The organism is Halomonas sp. HNIBRBA4712, from assembly GCF_043558675.1.
Classification (GTDB): Bacteria; Pseudomonadota; Gammaproteobacteria; order Pseudomonadales; family Halomonadaceae; genus Vreelandella.
In genome coordinates this window covers 606,792-631,442 of sequence record NZ_JBIFXR010000001.1, presented here as the reverse complement: position 1 = coordinate 631,442, position 24,651 = coordinate 606,792, and the positions used below count along the sequence as shown (strand labels likewise).

Annotated in this window: 21 protein-coding genes; 8 read left to right on the top strand and 13 right to left on the bottom strand. The window is 58.1% G+C overall.

Annotated elements, in window-relative coordinates:
* Positions 1-63: 63 nt before the first annotated feature.
* From ACGK9R_RS02970 to guaB, 8 genes are all read right to left on the bottom strand, one after another.
* The gene (locus tag ACGK9R_RS02970; RefSeq protein WP_394578071.1) at positions 64-774 is read right to left on the bottom strand and encodes a hypothetical protein; all 711 of its coding nucleotides are present in this window, start codon (positions 772-774) and stop codon (positions 64-66) included.
* Positions 767-1,876, bottom strand: a complete 1,110-nt coding sequence (locus ACGK9R_RS02965; RefSeq protein ID WP_394578070.1) for a hypothetical protein — start codon at positions 1,874-1,876, stop codon at positions 767-769. The genes ACGK9R_RS02970 and ACGK9R_RS02965 overlap by 8 nt, the downstream gene beginning before the upstream one ends.
* Entirely contained in the window at positions 1,869-3,116 is a 1,248-nt protein-coding gene (locus ACGK9R_RS02960) for a sensor histidine kinase (RefSeq protein WP_394578069.1), read from the bottom strand. The genes ACGK9R_RS02965 and ACGK9R_RS02960 overlap by 8 nt, the downstream gene beginning before the upstream one ends.
* On the bottom strand, positions 3,064-3,972 hold the full coding sequence (locus ACGK9R_RS02955; protein WP_394578582.1) for an ATP-binding protein: 909 nt from the start codon (positions 3,970-3,972) through the stop codon (positions 3,064-3,066). The genes ACGK9R_RS02960 and ACGK9R_RS02955 overlap by 53 nt, the downstream gene beginning before the upstream one ends.
* A gap of 78 nt (positions 3,973-4,050) precedes the next feature.
* Entirely contained in the window at positions 4,051-4,476 is a 426-nt protein-coding gene (locus ACGK9R_RS02950; RefSeq protein ID WP_394578068.1) for a hypothetical protein, read from the bottom strand.
* A 146-nt stretch (positions 4,477-4,622) separates the two neighbouring features.
* A complete protein-coding gene (locus tag ACGK9R_RS02945) occupies positions 4,623-5,579 on the bottom strand; it encodes an N-6 DNA methylase (RefSeq protein ID WP_394578067.1) in 957 nt (318 codons plus the stop codon).
* Positions 5,580-5,655: 76 nt separating this feature from the next.
* Positions 5,656-7,233 carry a glutamine-hydrolyzing GMP synthase gene (gene guaA, locus ACGK9R_RS02940; RefSeq protein ID WP_394578066.1) on the bottom strand — a complete coding sequence of 526 codons (1,578 nt, stop codon included), beginning with the start codon at positions 7,231-7,233 and terminating at the stop codon, positions 5,656-5,658.
* A gap of 106 nt (positions 7,234-7,339) precedes the next feature.
* Positions 7,340-8,809: an IMP dehydrogenase gene (gene guaB / locus ACGK9R_RS02935; RefSeq protein WP_394578065.1), complete on the bottom strand. Its 1,470-nt coding sequence runs from the start codon at positions 8,807-8,809 to the stop codon at positions 7,340-7,342.
* Between the two features lie 156 nt (positions 8,810-8,965).
* Between guaB and xseA the strand changes: the two genes are divergently transcribed.
* On the top strand, positions 8,966-10,306 hold the full coding sequence (xseA, locus tag ACGK9R_RS02930) for an exodeoxyribonuclease VII large subunit (RefSeq protein ID WP_394578064.1): 1,341 nt from the start codon (positions 8,966-8,968) through the stop codon (positions 10,304-10,306).
* A gap of 66 nt (positions 10,307-10,372) precedes the next feature.
* Here xseA and ACGK9R_RS02925 read toward each other — a convergent pair whose 3' ends face one another.
* The 3 genes from ACGK9R_RS02925 to ACGK9R_RS02915 all read right to left on the bottom strand — a co-directional run bounded on the left by ACGK9R_RS02925 (position 10,373) and on the right by ACGK9R_RS02915 (position 12,810).
* On the bottom strand, positions 10,373-11,629 hold the full coding sequence (locus tag ACGK9R_RS02925; RefSeq protein WP_394578063.1) for a DUF3618 domain-containing protein: 1,257 nt from the start codon (positions 11,627-11,629) through the stop codon (positions 10,373-10,375).
* Positions 11,626-12,063: a phage holin family protein gene (locus tag ACGK9R_RS02920; protein ID WP_394578062.1), complete on the bottom strand. Its 438-nt coding sequence runs from the start codon at positions 12,061-12,063 to the stop codon at positions 11,626-11,628. Before ACGK9R_RS02920 ends, ACGK9R_RS02925 begins: the two co-directional genes overlap by 4 nt.
* 69 nt (positions 12,064-12,132) lie before the next feature.
* Positions 12,133-12,810 carry a hypothetical protein gene (locus tag ACGK9R_RS02915; RefSeq protein WP_394578061.1) on the bottom strand — a complete coding sequence of 226 codons (678 nt, stop codon included), beginning with the start codon at positions 12,808-12,810 and terminating at the stop codon, positions 12,133-12,135.
* Positions 12,811-13,360: 550 nt separating this feature from the next.
* Here ACGK9R_RS02915 and ACGK9R_RS02910 point away from each other — a divergent pair.
* Positions 13,361-14,215, top strand: coding sequence for an SDR family oxidoreductase (locus ACGK9R_RS02910; RefSeq protein ID WP_394578060.1), 855 nt, complete (start codon positions 13,361-13,363; stop codon positions 14,213-14,215).
* A 91-nt stretch (positions 14,216-14,306) separates the two neighbouring features.
* Here the strand turns inward: ACGK9R_RS02910 and ACGK9R_RS02905 are convergent, their stop codons facing one another.
* Positions 14,307-14,912: a TetR family transcriptional regulator C-terminal domain-containing protein gene (locus tag ACGK9R_RS02905; protein ID WP_394578059.1), complete on the bottom strand. Its 606-nt coding sequence runs from the start codon at positions 14,910-14,912 to the stop codon at positions 14,307-14,309.
* A gap of 220 nt (positions 14,913-15,132) precedes the next feature.
* On the opposite strand from ACGK9R_RS02905, the gene ACGK9R_RS02900 reads away from it, so the two are divergent.
* From ACGK9R_RS02900 to ACGK9R_RS02875, 6 genes are read left to right on the top strand one after another with little or no spacing between them, the layout of a single operon-like run.
* Entirely contained in the window at positions 15,133-16,341 is a 1,209-nt protein-coding gene (locus tag ACGK9R_RS02900) for an efflux RND transporter periplasmic adaptor subunit (RefSeq protein WP_394578058.1), read from the top strand.
* Positions 16,338-19,439, top strand: a complete 3,102-nt coding sequence (locus tag ACGK9R_RS02895) for an efflux RND transporter permease subunit (RefSeq protein WP_394578057.1) — start codon at positions 16,338-16,340, stop codon at positions 19,437-19,439. The genes ACGK9R_RS02900 and ACGK9R_RS02895 overlap by 4 nt, the downstream gene beginning before the upstream one ends.
* Entirely contained in the window at positions 19,436-20,857 is a 1,422-nt protein-coding gene (locus ACGK9R_RS02890) for an ATP-binding protein (RefSeq protein ID WP_394578056.1), read from the top strand. Before ACGK9R_RS02895 ends, ACGK9R_RS02890 begins: the two co-directional genes overlap by 4 nt.
* Before the next feature lie 12 nt (positions 20,858-20,869).
* Positions 20,870-21,586: a response regulator gene (locus ACGK9R_RS02885; RefSeq protein WP_394578055.1), complete on the top strand. Its 717-nt coding sequence runs from the start codon at positions 20,870-20,872 to the stop codon at positions 21,584-21,586.
* 34 nt (positions 21,587-21,620) lie between these two features.
* Complete coding sequence (locus ACGK9R_RS02880; RefSeq protein WP_394578054.1) at positions 21,621-22,295, top strand: response regulator transcription factor; 675 nt, start codon at positions 21,621-21,623, stop codon at positions 22,293-22,295.
* The gene (locus ACGK9R_RS02875) at positions 22,288-23,670 is read left to right on the top strand and encodes a sensor histidine kinase N-terminal domain-containing protein (RefSeq protein WP_394578053.1); all 1,383 of its coding nucleotides are present in this window, start codon (positions 22,288-22,290) and stop codon (positions 23,668-23,670) included. The genes ACGK9R_RS02880 and ACGK9R_RS02875 overlap by 8 nt, the downstream gene beginning before the upstream one ends.
* On the opposite strand, the gene ACGK9R_RS02870 is transcribed toward ACGK9R_RS02875, so the two are convergent.
* Positions 23,639-24,640 carry an AbrB family transcriptional regulator gene (locus tag ACGK9R_RS02870; RefSeq protein WP_394578052.1) on the bottom strand — a complete coding sequence of 334 codons (1,002 nt, stop codon included), beginning with the start codon at positions 24,638-24,640 and terminating at the stop codon, positions 23,639-23,641. The two genes, ACGK9R_RS02875 and ACGK9R_RS02870, sit on opposite strands and share 32 nt — an antisense overlap.
* Positions 24,641-24,651 lie beyond the last annotated feature (11 nt).

The following is a 24,651-nucleotide window of genomic DNA, read 5'->3' as shown; positions in this document are numbered from 1 at the left end:
GCGATTCATACTAAACTGTATATTTATTCAATAAATGCAGGACCTATCCACTTCTTTGCGACACTACTCTGAGATAATAGAGCATCTAAAAAAAGGCCTCCAGAGACGGTTTTGAGAGCGCTTGATCACTGAATGGTAATCAGGAATAGCTCTTAGCCTTTTCCACAAGTCACCATCATGCTGACCTATTACAAAATCTATAGCAAGTATAGGGCAATGTGGTAAAAAAGGAATTCTAGGGCCTGGAGTTTGCATTAAAGCATAACACGGTGTCTTTAATTCTAATTTATCGTTAGGGGTATACCCAATCTGCGCTGCAAATTCGTCTTGAGCGTGGCCCCCTCTTTGAAAATGAATATACGGATGGGGTTCTTTTGGCATAGGCTCCGGTGGAAAGCAGTGACTATCAACCCTCCAATGATCTTGAAGAGTTATAAAGTCATTTTCAGTTTCTAAATACCCTTCTACTTTGACCTGAAACTCAGACAACTCAGGAATTTTGTCCAACTCGAACGATTCACCTAATTTAAAATTAAAATTAATTTCAGAATACTCAACGATGCACCCGCGTGGCTGCAACCCCCTTGGCTTAGGTATAGGTATAGATATACCACGCTGCGTATATATACGATTACTAGTACGCCATAGGCCATGAAAAAAAGAAAGAACCGTCTCCAAGGCTTCGGCTGTCGGTCTAGTACTATCTATCTTCCTTAGAGCCATTGCAAACTCTCGGATTTCAATTATATAATTTACATCATTAAAATCAGACATGCTTTTTCCTTAGTCTTTCCAAATTTTCTTCGTCTAACCTTTTATCATGTTTATTCTGAAGAGCCACTTTCAAAGATACATAAGCAGTATCAACCCAATTAGGGTAGTTATTATCATTATAAAATCGGACACCTTGACTAGGATCAACCGGCACCTTACGTGATGAGCCTTCACTCAAAAGACTCAATTCGCAAAAAACCCATGGACAAGACCCAGGACTTCCAGGGGGCATACGAACACATTCAATTCCATCTAATAAAAACTTATCACTCAAACGTTCCACACGTTTTCGAGCTTCCGTAGCAATAAGAGGAGCTTCAGTATTAATATTTTGAAACCACCATTCATCCAGACCGCGGCTCCACCATCGAGGAAAAAAGTCTGCTCCCAGACCTTCGTATTTGAAAGCTGATAACTTTGGTATAAGATCCCTCCATGCCTCTCCGGATTTTTCTAAGTCTATTCCAAGACGTAGTGCCAAATTTTCCTCGTCAATTAATAACCCAGTTGGGAGAATAAAGGTTCTTAACAACCACCCTGCTGCTACATGAACAGATCCTGACGAGCTAAAAATTTTTCGCCATAGTAAGCTATCCCCCCAAGCAGCAAAACTCTCAGAGCTTAACCCGAACACCTGATCGACTGTTAAAGCTTCCCAGTTACCAATAGACTTAAAATCTGCATATATACTTTGAACTCCTAATAGTTCAGATAAAAAGCTTTCAGCATCTTCTACAACTTCTTCTTTTTGTCTCTTTAGATCAAATAAATCATCACTAGTAGGATCTCCCTTTATATTCAAATTGACTTTATCTAACCTAGAAAAGCGAACGATAGGATATTCTGGTGCCTCCCCCCTTTTTTGTTTTACACGAATATCTTGTGCTATACCTGGCCCACTTCCTTTTTCACCAGCTGCAGAAGATAAATCTACATCCATTAAAACCCCAGAAGGCTCACAAAGCTCAACAAGCAGCTTATTGCGAGCGTCTCTTGGAGACATAAACTCTATATCTATACTCTTTCCACGCTTCAAATTATTAGAAAAAGATATAGCTTCATCAGGTAAATCATCCACAAATATCCAAGGATTATTACTCATCGGGTCTTTCCTCTAAAAACGAAACTTTGAAACTAGTACTGTAATTATCTGGTGAATCGGTTAATTCTATTGTACCACTAATATTGGACACTATTTGGTGTACGATCCAAAGCCCAAGCCCTGTACCTTTTAAGTGTTCGATTTCTGCTGCACCTCCATGTGGAGCCGATCGAGTAGTAAAAAATGCATCGTAAATTTTTTCCCTGTTTTCCTCTGCTATACCATCACCACTATCTGAAAAAATAAAAAATACGTAGCCATCACTTCTACTGGCTTCAACTTTTATTTTTTTCTCTTTGCCTTTACGCTTGACTGCTTTTACTGCATTTGTATAAAGATTAAGAAGGATTGAGGCAATTTCAGCTTCATGCATTGGAGCACTGTATAGTGGGTCAAAGTCTGGCACAGAAACTTCAAGTTCCACACCCTGATTTGATGCTTGCATCTTTATGCCATGAGAAAATTCTTCAACTGCCTTACTCAAACTCAAGGCTGATACATTTCGGGAAGCACGAGCTCCAGCCAAGGAGTTTAAATAAGATGTTAATGTATCTAAACGTGCCAACATAAGTTGCGTTTTTTTTGCAAGGGAAAGAAATTCATCATCTTTGCATTCACGTTGCATCCAATCAAATATAGTTTTAAAGTCTAGCCTAACTGCATTAAAGGTCATACCGGCCTCGTGACTAAACTCTGCAGTAGTCATACCGAGGGTTGCCAAAAACTGAAGCATGGATCTTTCATCTGCCAAAGCTTTCTGATATTCCTCAAAGTTTCTTTCAGCAAATTCTATTGCTTCTATTACTTCTTTTTTATCATCTAGATGCTCTTTAGAAGCATTATTATCCTTATCGTTTATTTTAGTTTCCACAATTTCTTTTAGCTGTATTAGCGAGTGCTTTACACCATCATCTTTGAATTGACCATGATTTGGATCGCTCTTACTAGTTCGTGTTTTTCTGCCCCTTTCTTGCGCAATTCTAGTTGCTACACTTATTAAAACAGAAGATGCGATATTTTTTAATCTGGTGAAAGCTGGCGTTTCAACAAGACCTTCTCTAGATGTATGCTCTTCAAAGTAAACACCTTCAACATCATCTATTTGAATAGCTCCAAAAAAGTTCCTATTAGCAACTGGTGCCAATATACTCCTCTTGGCATAAGCCTCATCTAATTGCAGCCAATCGTTATCTGAATCCCCATAGGGCACAACCCTGAAACCATTTCGGTACAGAGCCACCCCCCCCCCTTTTACTTAGCTCATCTCTAACTCTTGTATATACAAATGATGGAAGAAGGCTAGGTTCTAGGACAACATGATACGCTTTCATCCACACATTGGTTAAACCAATTTCTTTGTTAGATCCTTCTATATCTTTAGAAGTATATTCATACTTTCTCCAATCAAAAGATTCTCCAAGCTTGTTTTTTGAAATTCTCCAGAAAACACTCCCTTCCTTATCAACCATCATATCAACAACAGCATGTAAATGGTCTAGTATCTCAGTTTTTAAATCAGCAATAACCATTTCATCTTTATATAAGCCACCCCCCTTATAAAAATCAACAGAAAAGCCAGGATCTATACTAGGTTTATTTTCGACTGGTGCAATTGGAAATGGTTGTTGTAAGGAAAGTACTCCTCTCCAAGCTCTCTTTATTTGTGCATCACTCCATGTATCCCTTAAACCTAAAATTATCACCTCAGTGCCAACTGTAGCTTTTTCATATTGCTTCAATATAACTTTTATATCTTGCAATGTTTTTCCAGATTCAAAGTCGTCCCAATTTACTAAAAGCTCCCAACCTATCGAGTCTTTTTCTCGACGAGTTCTCAATATTAGTTTTCTACCTAGCCGCTGAGTAGAAAACCGGCCTATTCCTTTTCTTCCAGCTTTTTTTCTTTTGTAAATCGCAGAAACTGGATACTCAACTTTTAATCCGCTTGCTATTTTAAGAAAGCCATTAATGATTTCACCTCTTCCCATCCCAGTTCCATCATCAGAAATTTTCAGCTTTCCCTCTCCAACTCCAATATCAAAAGTCACCTTAACCTTATTAGAATCAGCATCGTAACAGTTTTTAATAATTTCTATCAGGGCTGTTTCTTGCTTAGCAACAAGCTCTCTTCCAAGCCGATTTATAATCGCAGCATCTGCTGTAAACTTAAATCTTCAGTCATTTACTCCCCTCCTCCTTTCTCGTAAAACACTTAAATATTCTTTCATACTCATTATGGCAGATTTCTTTTGGTCGCCAAAAAAATAAGACATTACAACTTCATCCACGACCTTTGTAGCATTCGAAAAGTCACCTTTTTTCATTAACTCATCCACAATGTCTAAAGAAAAATTGTTAAAAGCTTTATCGGTTATAATCGGTAACACTCTTAATTCAGACAACTCAAACTTCAATATACCTCCCCCGTAAGAACGGCCGATTAGCTCTGCAGAAATTTGCCCGAACGTTGAAATAGGGGTTAGTAACATTGCAGCAATTTCTTTGTCTGTCACATCTTTTTTGAAAAAAATCTGATGCAATGTATTAGTACAAGCCGTAGCACCATATATCCTTGTTATGAAAGGAAACTCATGATTCATATAAGTAAATGCGGCGTCGCATTTTTTTCCAATCTGTACTTTCCACCAAGGATTTCTTTTTCTAAACCAAGTTGTACTCTCTATATCTTGACTAGATATACTGTACTCTAAATATTTTCTAGCATTCCCCTCAGAATCAATAGGATTTACAAGCCATATTTTTCATTCTTATTATCCAAACTAAGAAAATCTTCCTTATTGAAAAAAATACCGTTTAAATGGCGTCGCCTTGAAAGAGTTGGCAACAGTTCTTCTTCGCTAATATTATTAGCTAACACTTCTTTTTTACTTAATAAAAAAACCTTATTTCTTCCCGTAACTAGGCCAATCGAAACATCAGCCAAGCTTTCTAAACCATTTGAAACACTAAGTATTTCTTTATAATAACCATTGCCTAATTCAACTTTATCTAAAGTTTTGCCATTATTTTCCAGAATACCATAGGAAACTTTTTTTGCTTTACCCATCTTATAGTTATCAGCAAGAATAACAGCCCCATTCTCTAAGGCAGCTCTACTCCACTTAGGCTTAGATTGAAACTCGTAGATCCCAATAGAGTTAAAATGACTCGCTAGCCTATTCAAAAACTGCTTGCCATGCATTGTAAAGCAAACGGACTTAGGCACAATACAGGCAAGCCGCCCCCCAAGTCTCAAATAACTTAAGGAATGCAGTAAAAAAAACCCCCAAACTCCTACAGATCCTTTGACACCAAATCTTTTTCTTAACTCTTCACGATATTTTTTATCTATATTTTGATTTCTGCTAAATGGGGGATTTGCCAAAACAGCATCGACCTCAAAATAATCATTAACAACTGTATCTAAAAAATTTTTCTGATACACTTTTAGGAAATCACTTTCGAACTCCTTAAGTTTATCAATTGACTTTCGATCTATATCGAACCCTAAAAAATTTAGGTTTTTGTATGGCGATAACTCTTTCCCTCGTTTAATTGCTGCAGAGATTAAAGCTCCACCACCCGCAGTTGGCTCAAGAACTATTTCATCACCACTCCTAATCAACCAATTAGCAATTGGACTCGCTATATCATCTGGAGTGTAGAAATCGTCTAAAAAATTACGACCTATATCTTCATTCATGAGAATTTCTCAAAAACTATCATTAAAAAAAGCCCCACTTAAAGAGAGGGGCTTTTAAATTATTACCGCTTCATCTTCACTCCCATTCAATAGTCGCCGGCGGCTTGCTACTCACATCATAAGTCACCCGCGAGACTCCTTCCAACTCATTGATCACCCGATTGGACACCTTCTCCAGCAGCTCATAGGGCAGGTGCGCCCAGCGGGCGGTCATGAAGTCGATGGTTTCTACCGCGCGCAGCGCGATGACCCATTCGTAGCGGCGGCCATCGCCGACGACGCCTACTGATTTCACCGGCAGGAACACGGCGAACGCTTGGCTGGTTTTCTCGTACCAGCCGGAGGCGCGCAGCTCTTCGATGAAGATGGCGTCGGCCTCTCTTAAGATGTCGGCGTACTCTTTCTTCACTTCGCCGAGAATCCGCACGCCCAGGCCCGGCCCCGGGAAGGGGTGGCGGTAGACCATGTCGTAGGGCAGGCCGAGCTCCAAACCGAGCTTGCGCACTTCGTCCTTGAACAGCTCGCGAAGCGGCTCGACGAGCTTGAGCTTCATGGTTTCCGGTAAGCCCCCCACGTTGTGGTGGGATTTGATCACGTGGGCCTTGCCGGTCTTGCTGGCAGCGGATTCGATCACGTCCGGGTAGATGGTGCCCTGGGCGAGGAACTCGACGCCTTCGATCTTGCTGGCTTCGTCGTCGAACACGTCGATGAAGGTGTTGCCGATGATCTTGCGCTTGGCCTCCGGGTCGTTCTCGCCCTTGAGCTTGTTGAGGAACAGCTCTTCGGCGTCGACGCGGATCACCTTCACGCCCATGTGCTGGGCGAAGGTTTCCATCACCTGGTTGCCTTCGTCCTTGCGCAAGAGGCCGTTATCCACAAACACGCAGGTAAGCTGGTCGCCAATCGCTTTGTGGAGAAGTGCGGCGACCACGGAAGAATCCACGCCGCCGGAGAGGCCGAGCAGCACGTGGCGGTCGCCTACCTGCTCGCGTACGCGCTGCACCTGGTCTTCGATGATCTGGGCCGGGGTCCAGAACTTTTCGGCTTTACAGATGTTGAGCACGAAGTGCTCGAGGATGCGCTGGCCCTGCAGGGTGTGGGTCACTTCCGGGTGGAACTGCACCCCAAAAAACTGCTTCTCTTCCCAGGCCATGGCGGCGATCGGGCAGCTCGGGGTGGAGGCGGTCACGGTAAAGGTATCCGGGGCCTTGGCCACCTTGTCACCGTGGCTCATCCACACGTCGAGCAGCGCCTTGCCGGATTCCGCGTCCACGTGGTCCTTGATGCCGTCGAACAGCGCGTTGCCCGCGTCGATCTGGATCTGGGCGTAGCCGAACTCGCGCTGCTGGGAGCCTTCCACCTTGCCGCCGAGCTGCTCGGCCATGGTCTGCATGCCGTAGCAGATGCCGAAGACCGGCAAGCCCATCTCGAACACGCACGCAGGGGCGCGCGGGGAGTCCAGCTCCGTGACCGACTCCGGTCCGCCGGCGAGGATGATGCCGTTGGGGTTGTACTCGCGGATCTCCTCTTCGCTGATGTCGAAGGCGCGCACCTCGGAGTAGACGCCGATCTCGCGCACGCGGCGGGCGATGAGCTGGGTGTACTGGGAGCCGAAGTCGAGAATCAGGATCTTGTGGGCGTGAATGTCGGTCATGGCGGTATCTCTCAAGCAGTGTAGGCGCAGCCGCTAAGGCGTTGACAAGAGCTGTAAAAAGCAAGCGACGGGCCTTTGCCCGCCGCCGTGATACTGAACTCCGGGGTTAGCTCACCCGGTAGTTGGGGGCTTCCTTGGTGATCTGCACGTCGTGAACGTGAGACTCGTTGAAGCCGGCGCCGGTGATCTGCACGAACTCCGGCTTGGTGCGCATCTCGTTGATGTCGCGGCAACCGGTGTAGCCCATGGAGGCGCGCAGCCCGCCCATCAGCTGGTGCACGATGGCGCTCATCAGGCCCTTGTAGGGCACCCGGCCTTCGATGCCTTCCGGCACCAGCTTCTCGGCGCCGGCGTTCTTGTCCTGGAAGTAGCGGTCCGCACTGCCCTGGCTCTGCGACATCGCGCCCATGGAGCCCATGCCGCGGTACGCCTTGTAGGTACGGCCCTGGTAAAGCTCGACCTCGCCCGGCGCTTCTTCGGTACCGGCGAGCAGGCCGCCGACCATCACCGCGCTGGCGCCAGCGGCAATCGCCTTGGCCAGATCACCCGAGAAGCGCACGCCGCCGTCGGCGATCAGCGGAATGTCGAACTCTTTGAGCGCGGCCGCCACGTTGGAAACCGCGGTGATTTGCGGCACGCCCACACCGGCGACGATGCGCGTGGTGCAGATCGAGCCCGGGCCGATGCCCACTTTCACGCCATCGGCGCCGGCTTCCGCCAGCGCACGGGCGGCGGCAGCGGTGGCGATGTTACCGCCAATTACCTGAATCTCGGGAAAGTGCTCTTTCACCCAGCGGATCCGCTCGATCACGCCCTGGGAGTGGCCGTGAGCGGTATCGACGATCACCACGTCCACGCCAGCTTCGGCGAGTGCCGTGATGCGGTCAGCGGTTTCCGGGCCGGTGCCCACGGCGGCGCCGACCAGCAGGCGGCCGTCGCTGTCCTTCGCGGCGTTGGGGTAGGTGCGCGCCTTCTCGATGTCCTGGAAGGTGACCAGGCCGCGCAGGCGGAAGGCGTCATCGACGATCAGCATCTTCTCGATGCGGTGCTCGCGCATCTTGGCCTTGCTGGTCTCGAGCTCGGTGCCTTCCGGCACGGTGACCAGCCGCTCGCGCGGGGTCATGATATCGGCGACGCTGTCGCCTACGTTGGGCTGAAAGCGCATGTCGCGCTCGGTGACGATACCGACCAGCGTTTCACCTTCGACCACCGGGAACCCCGAAAAGCCGTACTCTTTCGCCATGGCAAGCAGGTCTTCGAGCTTCGCTTTCGGGCTGACGGTGACCGGGTCTTTCACGATCACGCTTTCGTGCTTCTTGACCCGGCGCACCTCGGCGGACTGCTGCGCGATGCTCATGTTCTTGTGGATGATGCCGATGCCGCCTTCCTGGGCCATCGCAATTGCCAGACGCGCCTCGGTCACCGTGTCCATGGCGGCGGAAACCAGCGGGATGTTAAGCGTGATATTGCGGGTCAGGCGGGTTTTGAGGCTGACATCCTTGGGCAGAACGTCGGAGAAGCCGGGAACGAGGAGAACGTCATCGAACGTAAGCGCTTCTTGGGCCATACGTAGCATAGCGGCAACACCCATTGAACAGTGGGAAGATGGGGCGAGGAAAGTTAATCGCGTATTATAGCGTTTCGAGGGGCGTGGCAGCAATGCACCGCTCGCCGGTGCCGTCCTTGCTCCGCTGTACGTCGTGCCCCACTTTTCTCATCACAAGGCGCTCTCATGTCTGATTCTGCCAAGCCCCTTACCGTCAGCGATCTCAACAGGCGCTCGCGCCAGGCGCTGGAGCACGAGCTGGGCGAGGTATGGGTCGAAGGCGAGCTTTCCAACGTCTCCCGGCCCGCTTCGGGGCATATCTACTTCACGTTGAAGGATGACCGGGCGCAAGTGCGCTGCGCGCTGTTTCGCCAGCGCGCGCGGTTCGTCGCCGCGCCGATGCGCGACGGCGACCAGGTCAAACTGCGCGGCAAGGTGTCGCTGTTCGAGCCACGCGGCGACTACCAGCTGATTGCCGAGGCGGTGCAGGCGGCGGGGCTTGGTGAGCTGCTGGCCGCTTACGAGCGCCTGAAAGCGCAGCTGGATGGCGAGGGCGTGTTCGCCAACGCCAGACCCCTGCCCTACCCGCCGCGCAAGCTGTTGATTTTAAGCTCGGACAGCGGCGCGGCGATTCGCGATGTGCTGGCGGTGCTGGCCGCGCGCTGGCCGCTTTGTGACGTGACGCTGATCCCGGTGCCGGTACAGGGGGCAGAGGCGGCGCCTGCGATGATCTCGGCGCTTTCGCTGTTGAACCGCCAAAAACAGCTCGACCCGGCGCGCGATGCCATCCTGATCACCCGCGGCGGCGGCAGCCTGGAAGATCTATGGGCGTTCAACAACGAGCACCTGGCGCGGGCGATCTTCCACTCGCGGCTGCCGGTGATGTCGGCGGTGGGCCACGAGGTGGACACCACGCTTGCGGATTTTGCGGCCGATGCGCGCGCGCCCACGCCTTCAGCGGCGGCGGAGCGGCTGGTGCCGGACGGCAAGGCGCTGGCTCGATCAATTGACCTAAGCGAAGTACGCCTAACGCGCGCTATCCATGCCCACCTTCAACGCGAAAGCCAGCGGCTGGATAGCCTGCGCGCGCGGCTGCGCCACCCCGGCGAGCTTCTCGCCCAGCGCCGTCAGCAGGTCGAGTCACTGGGCCAGCGTCTTGAGCGCGCGATGCAGCAACGCCTGACCCAACAGCGCCAGCGTGTGGTTCAGCTTGACCGCCGGTTGGCAAGCCAGGACATGGCGCGCCTGCACCAGGCCGAACAGGCGCGGCTCTCTCAACTCTCGAAACGCTTACAGAACGCCACGCAGCGAACGCTGCAAACGCGTAGAGCTCAGCTTGAAAGCGCCGCCCGCGAGCTCAACGCGGTGAGCCCGCTGGCGGTGCTGGGCCGGGGCTACGCGATTACCCAGGACGAGGCCGGCCAAGTGGTACGCCGCGCCGAGGACGCCGCGCCGGGCCAGAAGCTGTCGCTGCGCCTGGCGGAAGGGCGCCTGAGCGTAGAGGTCAAGCGCCGCTATAAAAAATAGCGCCCGGCGGTGGCCGGGCGCTATCAGCATGCGTTATCTCAACGCTTTTGAAGCGTTATTTCCCGTTCAGCGCTTGGGCGGCTCCAGGGTGTCGTCACCCTGAGTGTTGCCGGAGGGCGTGTCGGAGTCGGCCAGGCCGTGCTCGTTCTTACGGCTGTCCTTGTCGTGGGGCGTGGGCGCCTTGCCCGGATGACCGCTTTGACCCGAGGCGGCGTTGTGGCCGGGCATCGCCTCGTCGGAGTAACGCATGTGCTCGTTATCCGGCTCGCTGGGCGTATGGCGCGGGTCGTGCTCCTGGTGGTCCTTCTGGTCCTTATCCCGGTCCTGGTCGCGATGTTGACCTTGCACCTTGTCGTTATCGGCGTCGTGTTTCATCTTCTCGGTCCTTTCGTGAAGCGCGTGCTGCATCTTGTCCGCTTGTTCGTGGCCCCTTTCGGCGGCCTCGTCTACCAGGCGGTCCCGGTACTCGCCCATGGCGGCATCTTCCCTGCGCGTTGAGGGTAGAAGCCCGCCGAGCGCGGCGCCAATGGCAAAGCCCAGGGCGCCTGATACCAGCGGGTGCTCCTGGATGAAATCCGAAGAGCGTCGGCCGGCATGTTGAGCCCACTCGCCGGCATCGCTCATGCCGTGCCGGGTGGTGTGGTAAAGGTGTGAACGGCTATCGCGCATGCTCTCCCCCATGTCGTGGGCCCGGTCGCTCATGTGATGCGCCGCCTGAGAGGCGCTGTGGCCAAACTGGCGCGCGCGATCCGCCATGCGCTCTTTCACGCTATCGCCATCATGTTCCATCGAGCGGCCAAACCCCGGCGGCTCGCGGCGAGCGGCCTGTTGGCGGAAGCTGTCGTTGAACGCTGGCGGGTGGGAGAAGGCGCTAGGCCGGGGCCGCGCCGAGGCGCCCAGCGGCCCGTTGGCCGAAAGCCCCGCCGCGTACTGGTGGCTGGCGCTGGAGGGCGTTGCGCTCATACCCGCCGCTCGCGCGTAGGCGTTGTCATCTTCCGGCCCCTGCGGGTCGCTGTGCGGATAGGCCTCGGAGTTGGCAAGCGTTTGAGCGTGCGCGCCGCCATTTCGCTGGGCGGTCAGAAGCCAGCCAAGACCCACACCGGTAACCAGAAACGGCACCGGGTTGTCGCGAATGGTGGTACCCAGGTTGGTAAAGAAGGTGTTCGCCCCGCCGTGACGCAGGTAGTCGTAGGAGGCGTTGAGCAGGCGCTGGGGCGAGAAGCGCTCTCCGAGCTCGCCGAGCGTTTCGTCAAGGCGCTCGCGGGAGCGGTGAAGCTCCTTTTCGATCTCCTCCGGCGTGCGGTGATCCGTGTGTTCGCTCATTTCAACTCCTCCTTGACGTTGTGCCCATGCTCGCGGGCAAGCTCCCGGTCGCGCTGAAGGCTATCCAGAGTGCGACGCGGCGCCAGATTCTGCGCCTTGATCCTATTGAGCCCCGCGCTCAGCATGATCAGCCCGATCACCGCCACGACGCCGCCGACGATGGCGGCGGAAAGCCAGGGGGTCATGTCCGGCGGCAGAATCTCGTTGAGTAGCGCCACCGCCGCAGCGAGCAGCACCAGAAATCCGGCGAAGATCACCGCTCCGGCCACGGCGATCGCGGCGATTGCGGTCATCATCTGGTGGGTCTTCTCGGACACCTCGGCCTTGGCAAGCGCCGTCTCGCCTCGAACCAGATCGGTCACTTCACGGGTCAACGTGGTCAGGAGCGAGCCAACGGACGCTCCCTGCGTCGTGCTATTGCGCTGCGTATCCATATAAGCCTCGTGCTTATGGTCAGTCGTTGATGGACGTCATTAATGGCCAGCTGCTTGAGTTAATCGCGCTCAGAGACGCGGCGGGCGGGTGGGGTCACGCTCGCCAGGCCGATGCTCGTCGTTGTCGAACGAAGACGGGTGGCGCGAGGCAGGGTGCTGCGTCGAAGAAGATGAAGAGTGGGAGGGCGAGTGTTGTGAGGCGTAATACGATCCGCTGGCGTTCATCTGCGTGTGGCGCTCGCTCGACTCGTCCTGGTGATGACGCTGTGAGCTGCGCAGAAAGCGCGCCACCAGAAATCCCGCCGCGATGGCCCCACCGATGAATACCGCCGGTTCGCGGCGGCTATAGTTCTGCGCGTCCTGGCACAGGCGCTTTAAATCCTTGTTGCGCAACTGATGCGAAAAATCGTCGGCAAACTCGGCGGCCCGGCGCGCCTGCTGGGAGAAAAACGGCTGGTGCTGGCCTTCGAACTCGTCTGCGGCCTTTTTCATTACGCGGGTGAAACGACCGGCCTGGTCGGCGACCAGCTCGCGCTGGCGCTCGTAGAAGTATTCGGCCTGCTGCTGGGCGGCGTTGCTTACATCGTGGGCGGCTTCGCGCCCCTGATGCTTGAGCCGCTGGGTATCGAGGGATTCGTGATCGTAGTGAGAGTCACCGCGGTCGTCGACACCCGGGTGGGCGTCCTTTTCCTGAAAGCTCTTTTCGTGAGAATACTTTTCGTGAGAGTACTTTCCTTGGTCGCTCATTGCTTGCCTCCTCCATGTCTTACACGCGTTGCAGCCGGGGTATCAACAAACGAAACTTTCCATGGATTAAACCACCCTCTTTTTATAACTTGTGTTATATAAAAATATAAACAGACTCCTGAAAGCCTTGTTTTAAACCCGCGGCACCCTTTTGAACTATAGCGAGCGGCGCAGTCGTGTCAATTTAAATAAACGCACTTTCATTCGAATGCACGGCGTTGAAAAACATCTTTTTTATCGAAAAATAAAAACCAACTAATTCAATATCTTAAATGATATAAAATACTAAATAGACTAAGCCCTCAAGAAAGCCAAAGATAATTAACAAGGGCGAAAAATCACTTTCCTGAAACCATCACGTTTATTAAAAGAGGATTAGACCGCCTTGTTAAAAAAGGCAAAAGGGGCGACTAAAAGCGGTACTCCAAGTGCACCCACGCCTATCGGTTTGGCCCTTTTACGACCTTCGACTAAGGTGAACAGAGGCGCGGTCCAGGAAGAGGCCAGCCATCACACTGAAAGCCTTTATTGCAGCCAAGGAGTGAAACGCATGAGCGATCAACAGCAGCCACCACAGCACCAGGAAAAGCAGCCTGGCGACGAGCACGCCATGCGCCCGGAGCCCGAGTACATTCGCGACAACTACTGCGGTGCGGACAAACTGCTCAACCGGGTAGCGATCATCACCGGCGGTGACAGCGGCATCGGCCGCGCCGTGGCCGTGCATTTCGCCCGAGAAGGCGCCGATAGCGTGATCGTTCACCTGGAAGAGGACACCGACGCCGAAGAGACCAGGCGCCTGGTAGAAGCCGAAGGCCGGCGCTGTCTGGTGCTCAAGGGCGATGTGGGTCAGCCCGAGTTCTGCCGCCAGATCGTACAGAAGACGCTCGACGCGTTCGGCAAGCTCAACATTCTGGTCAACAACGCCGCCGAGCAGTACGACTGGGACGACATCACCGACATTCCGGACGATCAGCTCTTGCGTACCTTCCAGACCAACCTGTTCAGCCACTTCTACCTGACCAAGGCCGCCCTGCCCCACCTGGCCAAGGGCGATACGATCATCGAAACCTCGTCGATCAACGCCTTCAAGGGCAACGACACCCTGATCGACTACACCGCAACCAAGGGCGGGGTGCAGGCCCTGATGCGCTCGCTCGCCATGTCGCTGATGGATCGCGGTATCCGCGTCAACGCCGTGGCGCCGGGCCCGGTGTGGACACCCCTGATCCCCGCCAGCATGGACGACGAAAAAGTCGCCAGCTTCGGCGGTCAGGTGCCCATGAAGCGCGCTGGCCAGCCCAGCGAAATGGCCCCCGCCTACGTGTATCTTGCAAGCGAAGACTCCTCCTACATGAGCGGGCAGACGATCCACCTCAACGGCGGCGTGATTCTCAACACCTGACGCCAGGGCGCTTGGTATGCGCAAAACAAAAAGGGAGCGGCTCGAGGCCGCTCCCTTTTCGTGGTTCAAACGCGCAGTACCGTATGCGGGCTCAGTGGCGTGGCTGAGCGCCGACAGTGCCCAGCACGCACTCGAATAGAATCTTCTCGAACTGCTCCATCGGCGCGACGGATTTGAGCGTCTTGGCGCGCAGAATCGCGCCTTCCCAGCCGGAGAGGATGAAGCTGCCCAGCGCCTCGGCGGGCAGAGTGGGCTCGATCAACCCTTGAGCCTGGGCGGCCTCGATGCAGGCGGCGAAGCGCTGCTCCCAGCGCTTGAAAACGCCGTCGAGCGCATCGCGGAAAGTGTCGCTCTGCCCGGATAGTTCCTGACCCAGGTTGCCGATCAGACAGCCGGTCTGGTGGTTGCAGTTGCTCATATAGGCGCGTCCGCGCGCGAAGTAGAGGCGCAGGCGCTCGAAAGGGTCGCGCGAGGCGTCTTCCAGAAGCGCAGCGAGATCCGCGTCGTACTCCTCGCCAAAGCGCTCGATAACCGCCAGGCCAAAATCTTCCTTGCTCGAAAAGTAGTGGTAGAACGAGCCTTTGGGCACACCACAGGTGTTGAGCACGGCGTTGATTCCGGTGGCGTTATAGCCTTGCTGGGCGATCAGTTCGGCGCCGGTGGTAATCAGTTTGTCGCGGGTAGCGGTGTTTTTCATAGCGTCGTTTTAAGCCTGTCGATCGATGGCCGCTGCCGGGCTTGGAACCGGTCTGTTTATTGGAAATCGGCGAAGTGCGTCAAGCGCGCAGGATACGGCTTATTCATCTTGCACCGTATTTGCATAATAGTTGCCCACTCACTGCTTAACTAGCGTGGATGCTAGCATACTACGGCTTTCTTCGAGCATTTTCAGTCTTCATTACGGATGACGCGTTTCAATGACCCCTTGTGATTCGGTTGCTTCCCGGCAGCAGGGCCGTATTCGCCCTGGCGCCGTGCTGGCGCTTTTCGTTCTGGTAGCGGCACTGGCGGTGGCCTGGTGGATCATCACCCAGCCGCCGCGTATCGAGCGCCGCCCGCCACCGCCCACGGCGCCGCCGCTGGTGGATGTACTGCGCATCGAGCAGCGCGTTCAGGCGCCGACCCTGACCGGCTTTGGCCGCGTCGAGGCGGAGAAATCGACCATGATCTCGAGCCGGGTGGCCGGCGAGATCGACCGCTTCGCCGAGGGCGTGGTACCGGGCCAGGTGGTGGAAGAAGGTGCCCCGCTGGCCTATATCGACCGGGCAGACCTGGAGCTGGCGCTCGAAGACGCCCGCGCGCAGGTCGCCAACGCCGAAGCGGCGGTAGCGCTCGAGCAGGCCGAGCAGCAGCGCGCCGAGGCCGACTACGCCCGCTTTGGCCGCGAGCTCTCCTCTGAGCGCCGTGCGCTGGTACTGCGCGAGCCGCAGCGCCGCCAGGCCGAGGCCGCGCTCACCCAGGCCCGGGTGGTGCGCGACCAGGCGGCGCTGAACCTGGAGCGCGCTACCCTCACTGCCCCCTGGCGGGCGATGGTCGCCGAGCGCAGCGTCGGCGCCGGCAGCCTCTTGAGCCAGGGCAGCGAGGTGGTCAGCCTGGTCGGGGTCGAGCAGTTCTGGGTGCGCGCCTCGCTTCCCGGCGAGAGCCTCGAGTGGCTCGACCCCGGCGACACCGTGACCCTGACCAGCCAGAGCTGGCCCGCCAACGCGCGCCGCGAAGGCCGGCTTCTTTCGATTCTGCCCAATCTGGAAGAGAACGGCCTGCAGGCGCAGCTTTTGATCAGCGTCGACGACCCGCTGGCACTCGATGGGGACGGCCCGGCCCTGCGCCTGGGCGACGTGTTGCGCCTTCGCTACCACACCACCGCGCGCGAACCGCTGATCGCACTGCCCTCTTCGGCGCTGCGGCCGAATGACGTGGTGTGGTGGCTCGACGATGACGACCGGCTGCAAAACACCACGGTGACGCTCGTCTACCGCGGCGAGGACGAAGCGCTGATTCGCGATGGCCTGACACCCGGCCAGCGCGTGGTGACCGGCGGTCTGGCCCAGCCCCGGGTCGGCCAGCAGGTACGCGCCCGCACGCCCGCCGACACCCCGGCCCAGGCGGGCGAGGAGCCGACACCATGATGCGCAAGGGGCCGCTGGCCTGGATGGTCGACCACGGCGTCGCGCCGAACCTTCTGATGGTGCTGTTCATCGTCGGCGGGCTCATGGCGTCGCTGGCGATCAAGAAGGAAGTCTTTCCCGAATTCGAAAGCGAAACCGTCCAGGTCACCATCAGCTACCCCGGCGCCACGCCGGAGGATATCGAGCAGAGCCTGCTGCTTCCGGTCGAGGCGGCGGTCTCCAACGTCGAAGGCATCGATGAGCTGACCGCCAGCGCCAACGAGGGCAGCGGCGTGGTGCAGGCGACGCTGATCGACGGCGTCGACGTAATGCGCGTTTATCAGGAGATTCAGCAGACGGTGAACGCGATCACCACCTTCCCCAACGCCGCCGATCCGCCGCGCTTTAGTCTGGCGGGCTTTTCACGCGGCGTGGTGAGCCTTCAGGTGTACGGCAACGCGAGTCTTGCCACGCTACACGATGCCGCCGAGGAGGTGCGCGCCGAGCTTCAGGCCAATAGCGGTATTTCTCGCGCGGAGCTTTCGGGCAACCGCGACCGCGAAATCCAGGTGCTGCTGGATGAAGAGGCGATCGAGCGGTTTGGTCTCGACCACCAGGCGCTTGCCGCACGCATCGGCGAAGAGGCGCTGGACCTGGCCAGCGGCCAGCTCACCACCGCCGAGGGCGAGTGGCTGATTCGCTACCAGGGCCGGCGCAACAGCGCCGCCGAGTTCGAACGCCTGCCGATTCTGACCACCGCCCAGGGCGCGCCGGTCACCCTTGGCCAGATCGCCCAGGTGCGCGAAGGCTTCGCCGAAACCGACCGCGAGGAGTTCTATAACGGCCAGCGCGGGCTCTCGGTAGAGATCTTCCAGATCGGCGACCAGACCCCGACCAGCATCTCCGAGGCGGTCAACGGCGAGCTCCCCCGCCTGCGGGCACTCTTGCCCGAGGGTGTGCACCTGGACGTCGCCCGCGACAGCTCCGAGGTCTACGAGGACCGGCTGGGGCTTCTGCTCAAGAACGCCTGGATGGGCCTGGCGCTGGTGATGATTCTGATGGCGCTGTTTCTCGAGGCGCGCCTGGCCTTCTGGGTGACGCTCGGCATCCCGACCGCGTTTTTAGGGGCAATGCTGTTTCTGCCCTGGATCGGCGTATCGCTGAACATGATGTCGATGTTCGCCTTCATCATCGCCCTCGGTATCGTGGTGGATGACGCCATCATGGTCGGCGAGAACATCTACAGCTACCGCGAAGAGGGCTATTCGCTGCGCGACGCGGCGGTCAAGGGCGCAAAGGAGATCGCCACCCCGCTCACCTTCGCGATTCTCTCCAACGTGGTGGCGTTTTTGCCGCTTTTGTTTCTGCCCGGCTTTCTGGGCCGTATCTTCGCCGCCGTGCCGATCGTGGTCGTCACGGTGTTTCTGATCTCCTGGATCGAGGCGCTGTTCATCCTGCCAGCGCACCTGGCCCACAGCCGCAAGCCGCGTCAGACCCCGGCCTGGCAGCGCCCGCTGGAGCGCGTGCGCCACCGCTTGCAGGGCGGGCTTCACGCCTTTACCTACCGCGGTTTCGAGCCGGTTCTACAGCGCGCGCTGAACCAGCGCCTTCTCACCGTGGCGCTCGGCGTGGCGCTCCTGCTGGTGACGCTGGCCTGGGCGATGAGCGGGCGGTTGGGGTTTTCGCTGATGCCGCGGGTCGAGTCCGACCAGGTCCGCGCAAGCGTCACGCTGCCGATCGGCACCAATTTGCAGGTCAGCCGAGAACTTGGCCAGCAGCTGGTCGACGCCGCCGAAACGCTCAGCGCCCAGGAGCCGACGCTCGCCTTCGAGAGCACCCGCAGCCGCCTGGACGGCGAGACGCTCGAGGTGACGCTGGATATCGCCCGCGAAAGCCTGGCCCAGTGGCCGCCGTCGCGCATTGCCGAGCGCTGGCGCGATTTGACCGGTGACCTGGTCGGCGCGCAGTCGGTGCGCTTTGCTTCGGATTTCGGCGGGCCGGGCAGCGGCGCCGCGCTCAGCCTGCGCCTTTCTCATCCCAACACCCAGGTGCTCGAAGCCGCCGCCCAGCGCCTGGCCGAGCAGCTGGGTGAGTACGGATTGACCGATATCGACAGCGGCCTGGGCGACGGCAAGCCGCAGCTCGAGATGCGCCTTTCCGCCGAAGGCCGGGCGCTGGGGCTGACCGGGGCGGACCTTGCCCAGGCGCTGCGCGGCCCGCTGCAGGGCGCCACGGCGCTCGAGCAGTTCATCGGCCGCCAGGAGGTGAGCGTCGAGGTGCGCCTGCCGGAGCAGGACCGGGCGAGCCTGAACGAACTCTACCGCCTGCCGGTGCGCACCGCCGACGGCATGAGCATTCCGCTCTCGCGGGCGGCGGACATCACCCTGAGCCAGGCCTCGAGCAGCCTTTCGCGCATCGACGGGCGGCGTATCATCACCGTGACCGCCGATGCCGACGACGACCAGATCATTAACCAGGTGCTGGCGACCCTGCAGGAGGACGTCTTCCCTACCCTGACCAACACCTGGCCGGGGCTCGAGGTCACGCTCGGCGGGCGCCAGCAGGATACCGCTGACAACCTGGCCACGCTCAAGACCGCCATGTGGCTGATGCTCGCCGCGCTCTACGCGCTGCTGGCGATTCCGTTTAGAAGCTATCTGCAGCCGCTGCTGGTGCTGGCCGCGATTCCCTTCGGGCTGGTGGGCGCGGTGGCGGGCCACATGATGATGGGCTTCGGGCTTTCGATCATTAGCCTCCTGGGGATGCTCGCGCTCTCCGGGGTGGTGATCAACGACGCGCTGGTGCTGATCGACTACGCCAACCGCAAGCGGCGTGAAGGCATGGCGGCGCGCGAGGCGATCGTCGCCGCCGCCACCCGGCGCCTTCGCCCGATCATGATGACCACGCTCACCACTTTTCTGGGGCTGGCGCCAATGATTCTGGAAACCTCCCGCCAGGCGCGCTTCATGATTCCGATGGCGATCTCGCTCGGCTTCGGGATGATCTTCGCCACCGTCATTTTGCTGCTACTGGTGCCCTGCCTCTACCTTGGGCTTGAAAACCTGCGCGAGCGCTTGAGCGCGCCGCCCAAACCCGCACCGGAAGGAGCCACGCCATGAGCCGGCTGGGAGCGCTTTCACGCTGGCGGCCGTCGCGGCTGGGGCTCAAGCTGTTCGCCGTCATTCTGAGCGTCAACGTGGCGATCGCGGCGAGCATCTTTCTGGCCGTCTCCTACAGCATCGATCGGGGCTTCATCGAGTATCTCAACCAGGCCCAGGAGCGGCGGGCGACGCTTCTGGCCGACGGGCTGGTGACGCGCTGGAACGCCCAGCAGAGCTGGGAGTGGCTCGAGCGCGCCCCGGAGCGCTGGCCGCGCGTGGTGCGCTTCGCCCTCGGCCAGACCCATAACGAGCGCCCGTCGCCCTTGGGCGAGGCGCGCGACTTCGCGCTGCGAGACGTTCAGGGCCGCTACGTGGTGCGCCCGCGCCCCAGCGGTTCGCAAAGCGACTGGCGCTGGCTGACGCTTTATAGCGAAAGCGCCGATGGTCGCGATCTGCAGGCCATCGGCTCGCTCGGCTTTCGCTCGCCGCAGCACATGATGGAGCGCATGGAGAACCACTTTCTCGAGCGCCAGCAGCGCAACCTGTTCATCATCGTCATTTCGCTGGTGATCGCGTCGATGCTGCTGGCCGGCGGCCTCTCCTGGTGGCTGGGCGGGCGCGCCCGCGCGCTGGCCGGGGCCACGCGAAGGCTCATCCAGGGCGACTACCACATTCGCCTGAGCTCGCGCGGGCGCGATGAGCTCTCGCGTTTGGCCCAGGACTTCAACCGGCTGGCCGAAACCCTGGAGGCGAGCCGCAGCGCCCGGGCGCGCTGGGTCTCGGACACCGCGCATGAGCTTCGAACGCCGCTGGCGGTGCTGCGCGGCGAGATCGAGGCGATGCAGGATGGCGTGCGCGCCCTCGACCAGGAGAACCTGGGTTCGCTTGCTCAGGAGGTGGACCAGCTCGAGCGGCTGGTGGCGGATCTGCGCCTTCTATCACAGAGCGACGCCGGGGCGCTGGATATCCAGCTCGTGCCGATGGATCTGAGCGAAAGCCTCGAAGGGCGGCTCACGGATGCCGACCGCTGGCTCGAGGAGAGCGGGCTTGCGCTCTCCACCGACATTGCCCCCAACGTGACGGTGCTCGGCGACCCGCAGCGCCTGCGCCAGCTCTGGAGCAACCTGCTCGACAACAGCTGCGCCTACACCCTGGCACCGGGCGCGCTCGACGTGCAGCTTTACATCGAGGCCCATCAGGCGGTGGTGATATGGCAAGATAGCGCTCCGGGCGTGCCGGAAAGCGAGCTTGCCCGGCTGACCGAGCGGCTCTACCGGGTGGAAGGCTCGCGCAGCCGCGCCAGCGGCGGCAGCGGCCTGGGGCTTTCGATTGCAAGTGCGCTGGCCGGCGCCCACGACGCCACGCTCACCGCCAGTACCTCGCCGCTCGGCGGGCTTCGCTGGACGCTGCGCTTTGCGCTTTTATCTTCACGCTAGAGGCCCGAGCTCATGACCTCGACCGATTCGCTCCCCGCCAACGCCTCGCTTCTGGTCGTCGAAGACGAGCCGAAGATCGCGCGGCTGATGGCCGACTACCTGAGTAGCCACCACTTCACGCCCACTCTGATCGAGCACGGCGACGAGGTGCTGCCCTGGCTCGAGACGCACACGCCGGCGCTGGTACTGCTGGATTTGATGCTGCCGGGCAAGGACGGCACCACGCTTTGCCGCGAGATTCGCCAGCGCTGGCCGGCACTGCCCATTATCATGGTGACGGCGAAGGTCGAAGAGGTCGACCGCCTGGTGGGGCTCGAAATGGGCGCCGACGACTATATCTGCAAGCCGTTCAGCCCGCGCGAGGTCGTGGCAAGGGTCAAGGCGGTACTGCGCCGAAGCCGCGCCGCCCAGGAGCCCGCCACGGCCCCCACCCCGCCCTCACCGGTCACACTGAACGACGACGGCTGGGTCGCCCGCGCCAACGACCAGGACCTGGGCCTCACCGCGGTGGAGTTTCAGCTGCTGCGCGTGATGATGCACGCCCCCGGGCGCATATTCAGCCGAGAGCAGCTGATGGATCACATGTACCGCGACAACCGCATCGTCTCCGAGCGCACCGTCGACAGCCACATCAAGAAACTGCGCAAGAAACTCACCGAAGCGCTGCCCGACCAGGAGATCATCCGCTCGGTGTACGGCGTGGGCTACAAGTATCAGCCGGAGGGGTAGCGGAACGCCCGGAAGGAATCGTTTTGGAGTGCATATGAAGGCGCTAATCGTTGAAGATAACGACAACTTGGCCCGCTCGATGGCCTCCACGCTTGCGGACGCGGGTTTCTCCATCACCGTGGCCCACGACGGCGTCAAGGCCAAGCACGCGCTGGAACAGGGCGGGTTCGATCTTCTGGTGCTGGACCTGGGCCTGCCCGAGCTTGATGGCATCAGCCTGCTGCGACAGCTTCGCCACCGCCACGACAGGATTCCCGTGCTGATCATCTCGGCCCGGGATACGCTGGATCAGCGCATTCTTGGCCTGGAGGAAGGCGCCGATGACTACCTGTGCAAGCCGTTCTCGCTCGATGAGGTCAGCGCTCGGGCGCGCGCCCTGGTCCGCCGGGCCAAGCACTTCGGCGGCGATTCGCTACAGTGCGGCCCACTCGAATTCTTCCCGGATGCCCGGGAGCTTCGCATCGACGGTGAGCCAGTAGCGCTTCATCGCCGCGAACTCGAAGTGATCGAGTACCTGATGATCAACCAGAACCGGCTGGTGAGTAAGGACCAGATCATCGACCGGCTCTCCACGCTCGACGAAGCCGTCACGTATTCCGCCGTCGAGACCTACATTTCGCGCATTCGCAAGAAAATCGGCCAGGATTTCGGGCTGAAAACGGTGCGTGGCCTGGGCTATTACCTGGACACCAGGAAACGCGATGTTTAAAAAGCCTGCGTCGATACGCACTCGCCTGCTTCTCTGGATCGGTCTGCCCTTTGCCGGGCTTGCGCTTCTGGCGCTGGCTTCTAGCTATCTGCTGCTCACGCGCCAGATCAACGCAACCTTCGATGACATGCTGCTCAACGCCGCCCAGCGCCTGGAGCGGCGCATTCACACCCTGAATGGCGAGCTGCATATCAACATGCATTATTTCAGCGTCAGTACGCTGGGTAGCCGCGGCGAAGGCAAGATCTTTTATCGTATTCGCGAGGCAGGCGGGGCGATGATTGCAGGCTTTCCCGGGCTTGGTGATCCGCCCGGGCCGCTGAGTGAACCGCTTTTTTACGACGTGGCCTACGCTGGCAACGACCTGCGCGCCGTGGCGCTGACGTTCCCCTTCAACCGTAGCCAACGCCATACCACCATCGAAGTCATCGTCGCCGAATCGAAAGAGGCTCGCTACACGCTCGCCAACGACTTCATGTTCACCCTGGGTGGCTTGATGGCGCTGACCGGCATTCTTGCCATTTCGCTTGCGCTGTTTGCCATCTACCGCGCCCTGGCCCCGCTCAAGGCCGTTCGGCAGGCACTGCGCCGGCGCTCCCCCAACGACCTGCAACCCCTCGATGAGAGCGTGCCCAAGGAGATCCACCCGCTGACGGTGAGCATCAACCACTTGATGCAGCGCATACGGCGCAGCATCGAGAGCACCCAGCAGCTCAACGCCGATGTCTCGCACCAGCTGAGAACGCCCATTTCAGAGCTGCGGGCACTGACCGAGATGTCGCTCAAGACGGCTCAGGAGCCCGGCACACGGGCCAATTTGCTGGAAATGCAGCGTATCAGCGAGCACGCAAGCCACACCGTGCAGCAACTTTTGAAGTACGCCAAGACCCGCAGCGAACTGTTTGACGATACCCAGCTCGAAGTGGTGGATCTGGCCGAGCTTTGCTGCGAAGCCTGCGCCCAGACCGCGACCAGCGTCTACCAGAAAGGCCAGGAGCTTTCGTTCGATCAGCCCCAAGCGTCGGCCAACGTACTGGGCGACCCGATCATGCTGTTGTGGATGGTCATCAACCTGATCGAGAACGCAAGCGTACACGCTGGCGGTGAGGCGCCTTATCAGGGAAGTATCGATATCGCCCTGGCCTGCGAGGGCCGGCGCGTCATTCTGACGGTCAGCGACAGCGGAACGGGGGTGGATGATGCCAGACTTGCGCGCCTGACCGAGCGCTTTTACCGCGATAACCCGCATACCCCGGGGAGCGGGCTCGGCCTTGCCATCGTTGAGCAGATCGCCACCGCCCACGCCGCCACCCTGACGCTTGGCAACCTGCCGACCGGCGGCTTCATTGCTCGGGTGGCGTTTGCGGCTCTTTGAGCGCGCTTGCCAGACGTACCATGAGCGGCGTCATGAAGATCAGAATCAACAGGCGCAGTATGTGGTGCGACACCACGTAGACCGGGTCAATCCCCATGACCGTGGCAATCACCGCCATCTCCCCGACCCCGCCGGGTATCAGCGCCAGCATCACCGCCGCAAACGAAAGCTGGGTGAACGAGGCCACCAGCCACGCCATGAGGGCTGCGGTGGTCAGCGCAAACAGCGCGTAAAGGATCCCGAAGCGGCCCACGCGGGCCACCTGTCGCCAAGGCGTGCCGGAAAACCGCGCGCCGACCGACGACCCCAGAATCAAGAACGCCAGAAAGACCAGCCACGCCGGCAGCGAGTAGCTCACACCGCTATTGGCCATGATCGCCCCGGCGGCCATGGGGCCCAGAAACTCCGGAAGCGGCACGCGACAGCGTCGCGCCAGCCACCAGCAGGCCGGCGCCAGTAAAAGCGCCGCTGCATCGGACAGGGTCAGGGCGTAGGTATCGCTTCGAAGGGTGACGTCATCGACGAAGAAGCTTGCCAGAATGGCTGCCCCGGAGACCACGGCCACCAGCCGGATCGAGTGTGAAATCGCGATCCAGCGAAGATCGCCCCCGGCGCCTTCGGCAAGCACCAGGGCCGAATTCATGCTGCCGGGGTAGGCGCAGAACATGGCGCTGATGCGCCCCACCCTTGCCCGGGTAAATATCCAGTAGCCGCCGGCCAGCATGATCGCCATATAGACCAGCATGGCGATGACGCTTGGATACCAGCGGGCCAGCCCCAGAAGCTCCTGGGCCTGAATGCGGCTGCCGATGAATAGCCCGAGCAGCGCAATGGCCACCACGTGAACGCGCTTGTTCACGCCGGTCTTGATACCGGCGAGCGACACGCTCATGACCATGAACAGCGCCCCGAGCATCCATGCCAAGGGTAGCGAAAGAAGGGTGGCGATAACGCCACCCAAGCTACCCAAACATAACGTTT

Bases quoted from the DNA above. Each gene is read 5' to 3' on its own strand.
- ACGK9R_RS02890 (WP_394578056.1), top strand. From the start codon at position 19,436: ATGAGCCGGCTGGGAGCGCTTTCACGCTGGCGGCCGTCGCGGCTGGGG.
- ACGK9R_RS02910 (WP_394578060.1), top strand. From the start codon at position 13,361: ATGAGCGATCAACAGCAGCCACCACAGCACCAGGAAAAGCAGCCTGGC.
- ACGK9R_RS02970 (WP_394578071.1), bottom strand. From the start codon at position 774: ATGTCTGATTTTAATGATGTAAATTATATAATTGAAATCCGAGAGTTT.
- ACGK9R_RS02920 (WP_394578062.1), bottom strand. From the start codon at position 12,063: ATGGATACGCAGCGCAATAGCACGACGCAGGGAGCGTCCGTTGGCTCG.
- guaA (WP_394578066.1), bottom strand. From the start codon at position 7,233: ATGACCGACATTCACGCCCACAAGATCCTGATTCTCGACTTCGGCTCC.
- guaB (WP_394578065.1), bottom strand. From the start codon at position 8,809: ATGCTACGTATGGCCCAAGAAGCGCTTACGTTCGATGACGTTCTCCTC.
- ACGK9R_RS02885 (WP_394578055.1), top strand. From the start codon at position 20,870: ATGACCTCGACCGATTCGCTCCCCGCCAACGCCTCGCTTCTGGTCGTC.
- ACGK9R_RS02895 (WP_394578057.1), top strand. From the start codon at position 16,338: ATGATGCGCAAGGGGCCGCTGGCCTGGATGGTCGACCACGGCGTCGCG.
- ACGK9R_RS02950 (WP_394578068.1), bottom strand. From the start codon at position 4,476: ATGAATCATGAGTTTCCTTTCATAACAAGGATATATGGTGCTACGGCT.
- ACGK9R_RS02965 (WP_394578070.1), bottom strand. From the start codon at position 1,876: ATGAGTAATAATCCTTGGATATTTGTGGATGATTTACCTGATGAAGCT.
- ACGK9R_RS02905 (WP_394578059.1), bottom strand. From the start codon at position 14,912: ATGAAAAACACCGCTACCCGCGACAAACTGATTACCACCGGCGCCGAA.
- ACGK9R_RS02900 (WP_394578058.1), top strand. From the start codon at position 15,133: ATGACCCCTTGTGATTCGGTTGCTTCCCGGCAGCAGGGCCGTATTCGC.
- ACGK9R_RS02875 (WP_394578053.1), top strand. From the start codon at position 22,288: ATGTTTAAAAAGCCTGCGTCGATACGCACTCGCCTGCTTCTCTGGATC.
- ACGK9R_RS02945 (WP_394578067.1), bottom strand. From the start codon at position 5,579: ATGAATGAAGATATAGGTCGTAATTTTTTAGACGATTTCTACACTCCA.
- ACGK9R_RS02880 (WP_394578054.1), top strand. From the start codon at position 21,621: ATGAAGGCGCTAATCGTTGAAGATAACGACAACTTGGCCCGCTCGATG.
- xseA (WP_394578064.1), top strand. From the start codon at position 8,966: ATGTCTGATTCTGCCAAGCCCCTTACCGTCAGCGATCTCAACAGGCGC.
- ACGK9R_RS02915 (WP_394578061.1), bottom strand. From the start codon at position 12,810: ATGAGCGACCAAGGAAAGTACTCTCACGAAAAGTATTCTCACGAAAAG.
- ACGK9R_RS02925 (WP_394578063.1), bottom strand. From the start codon at position 11,629: ATGAGCGAACACACGGATCACCGCACGCCGGAGGAGATCGAAAAGGAG.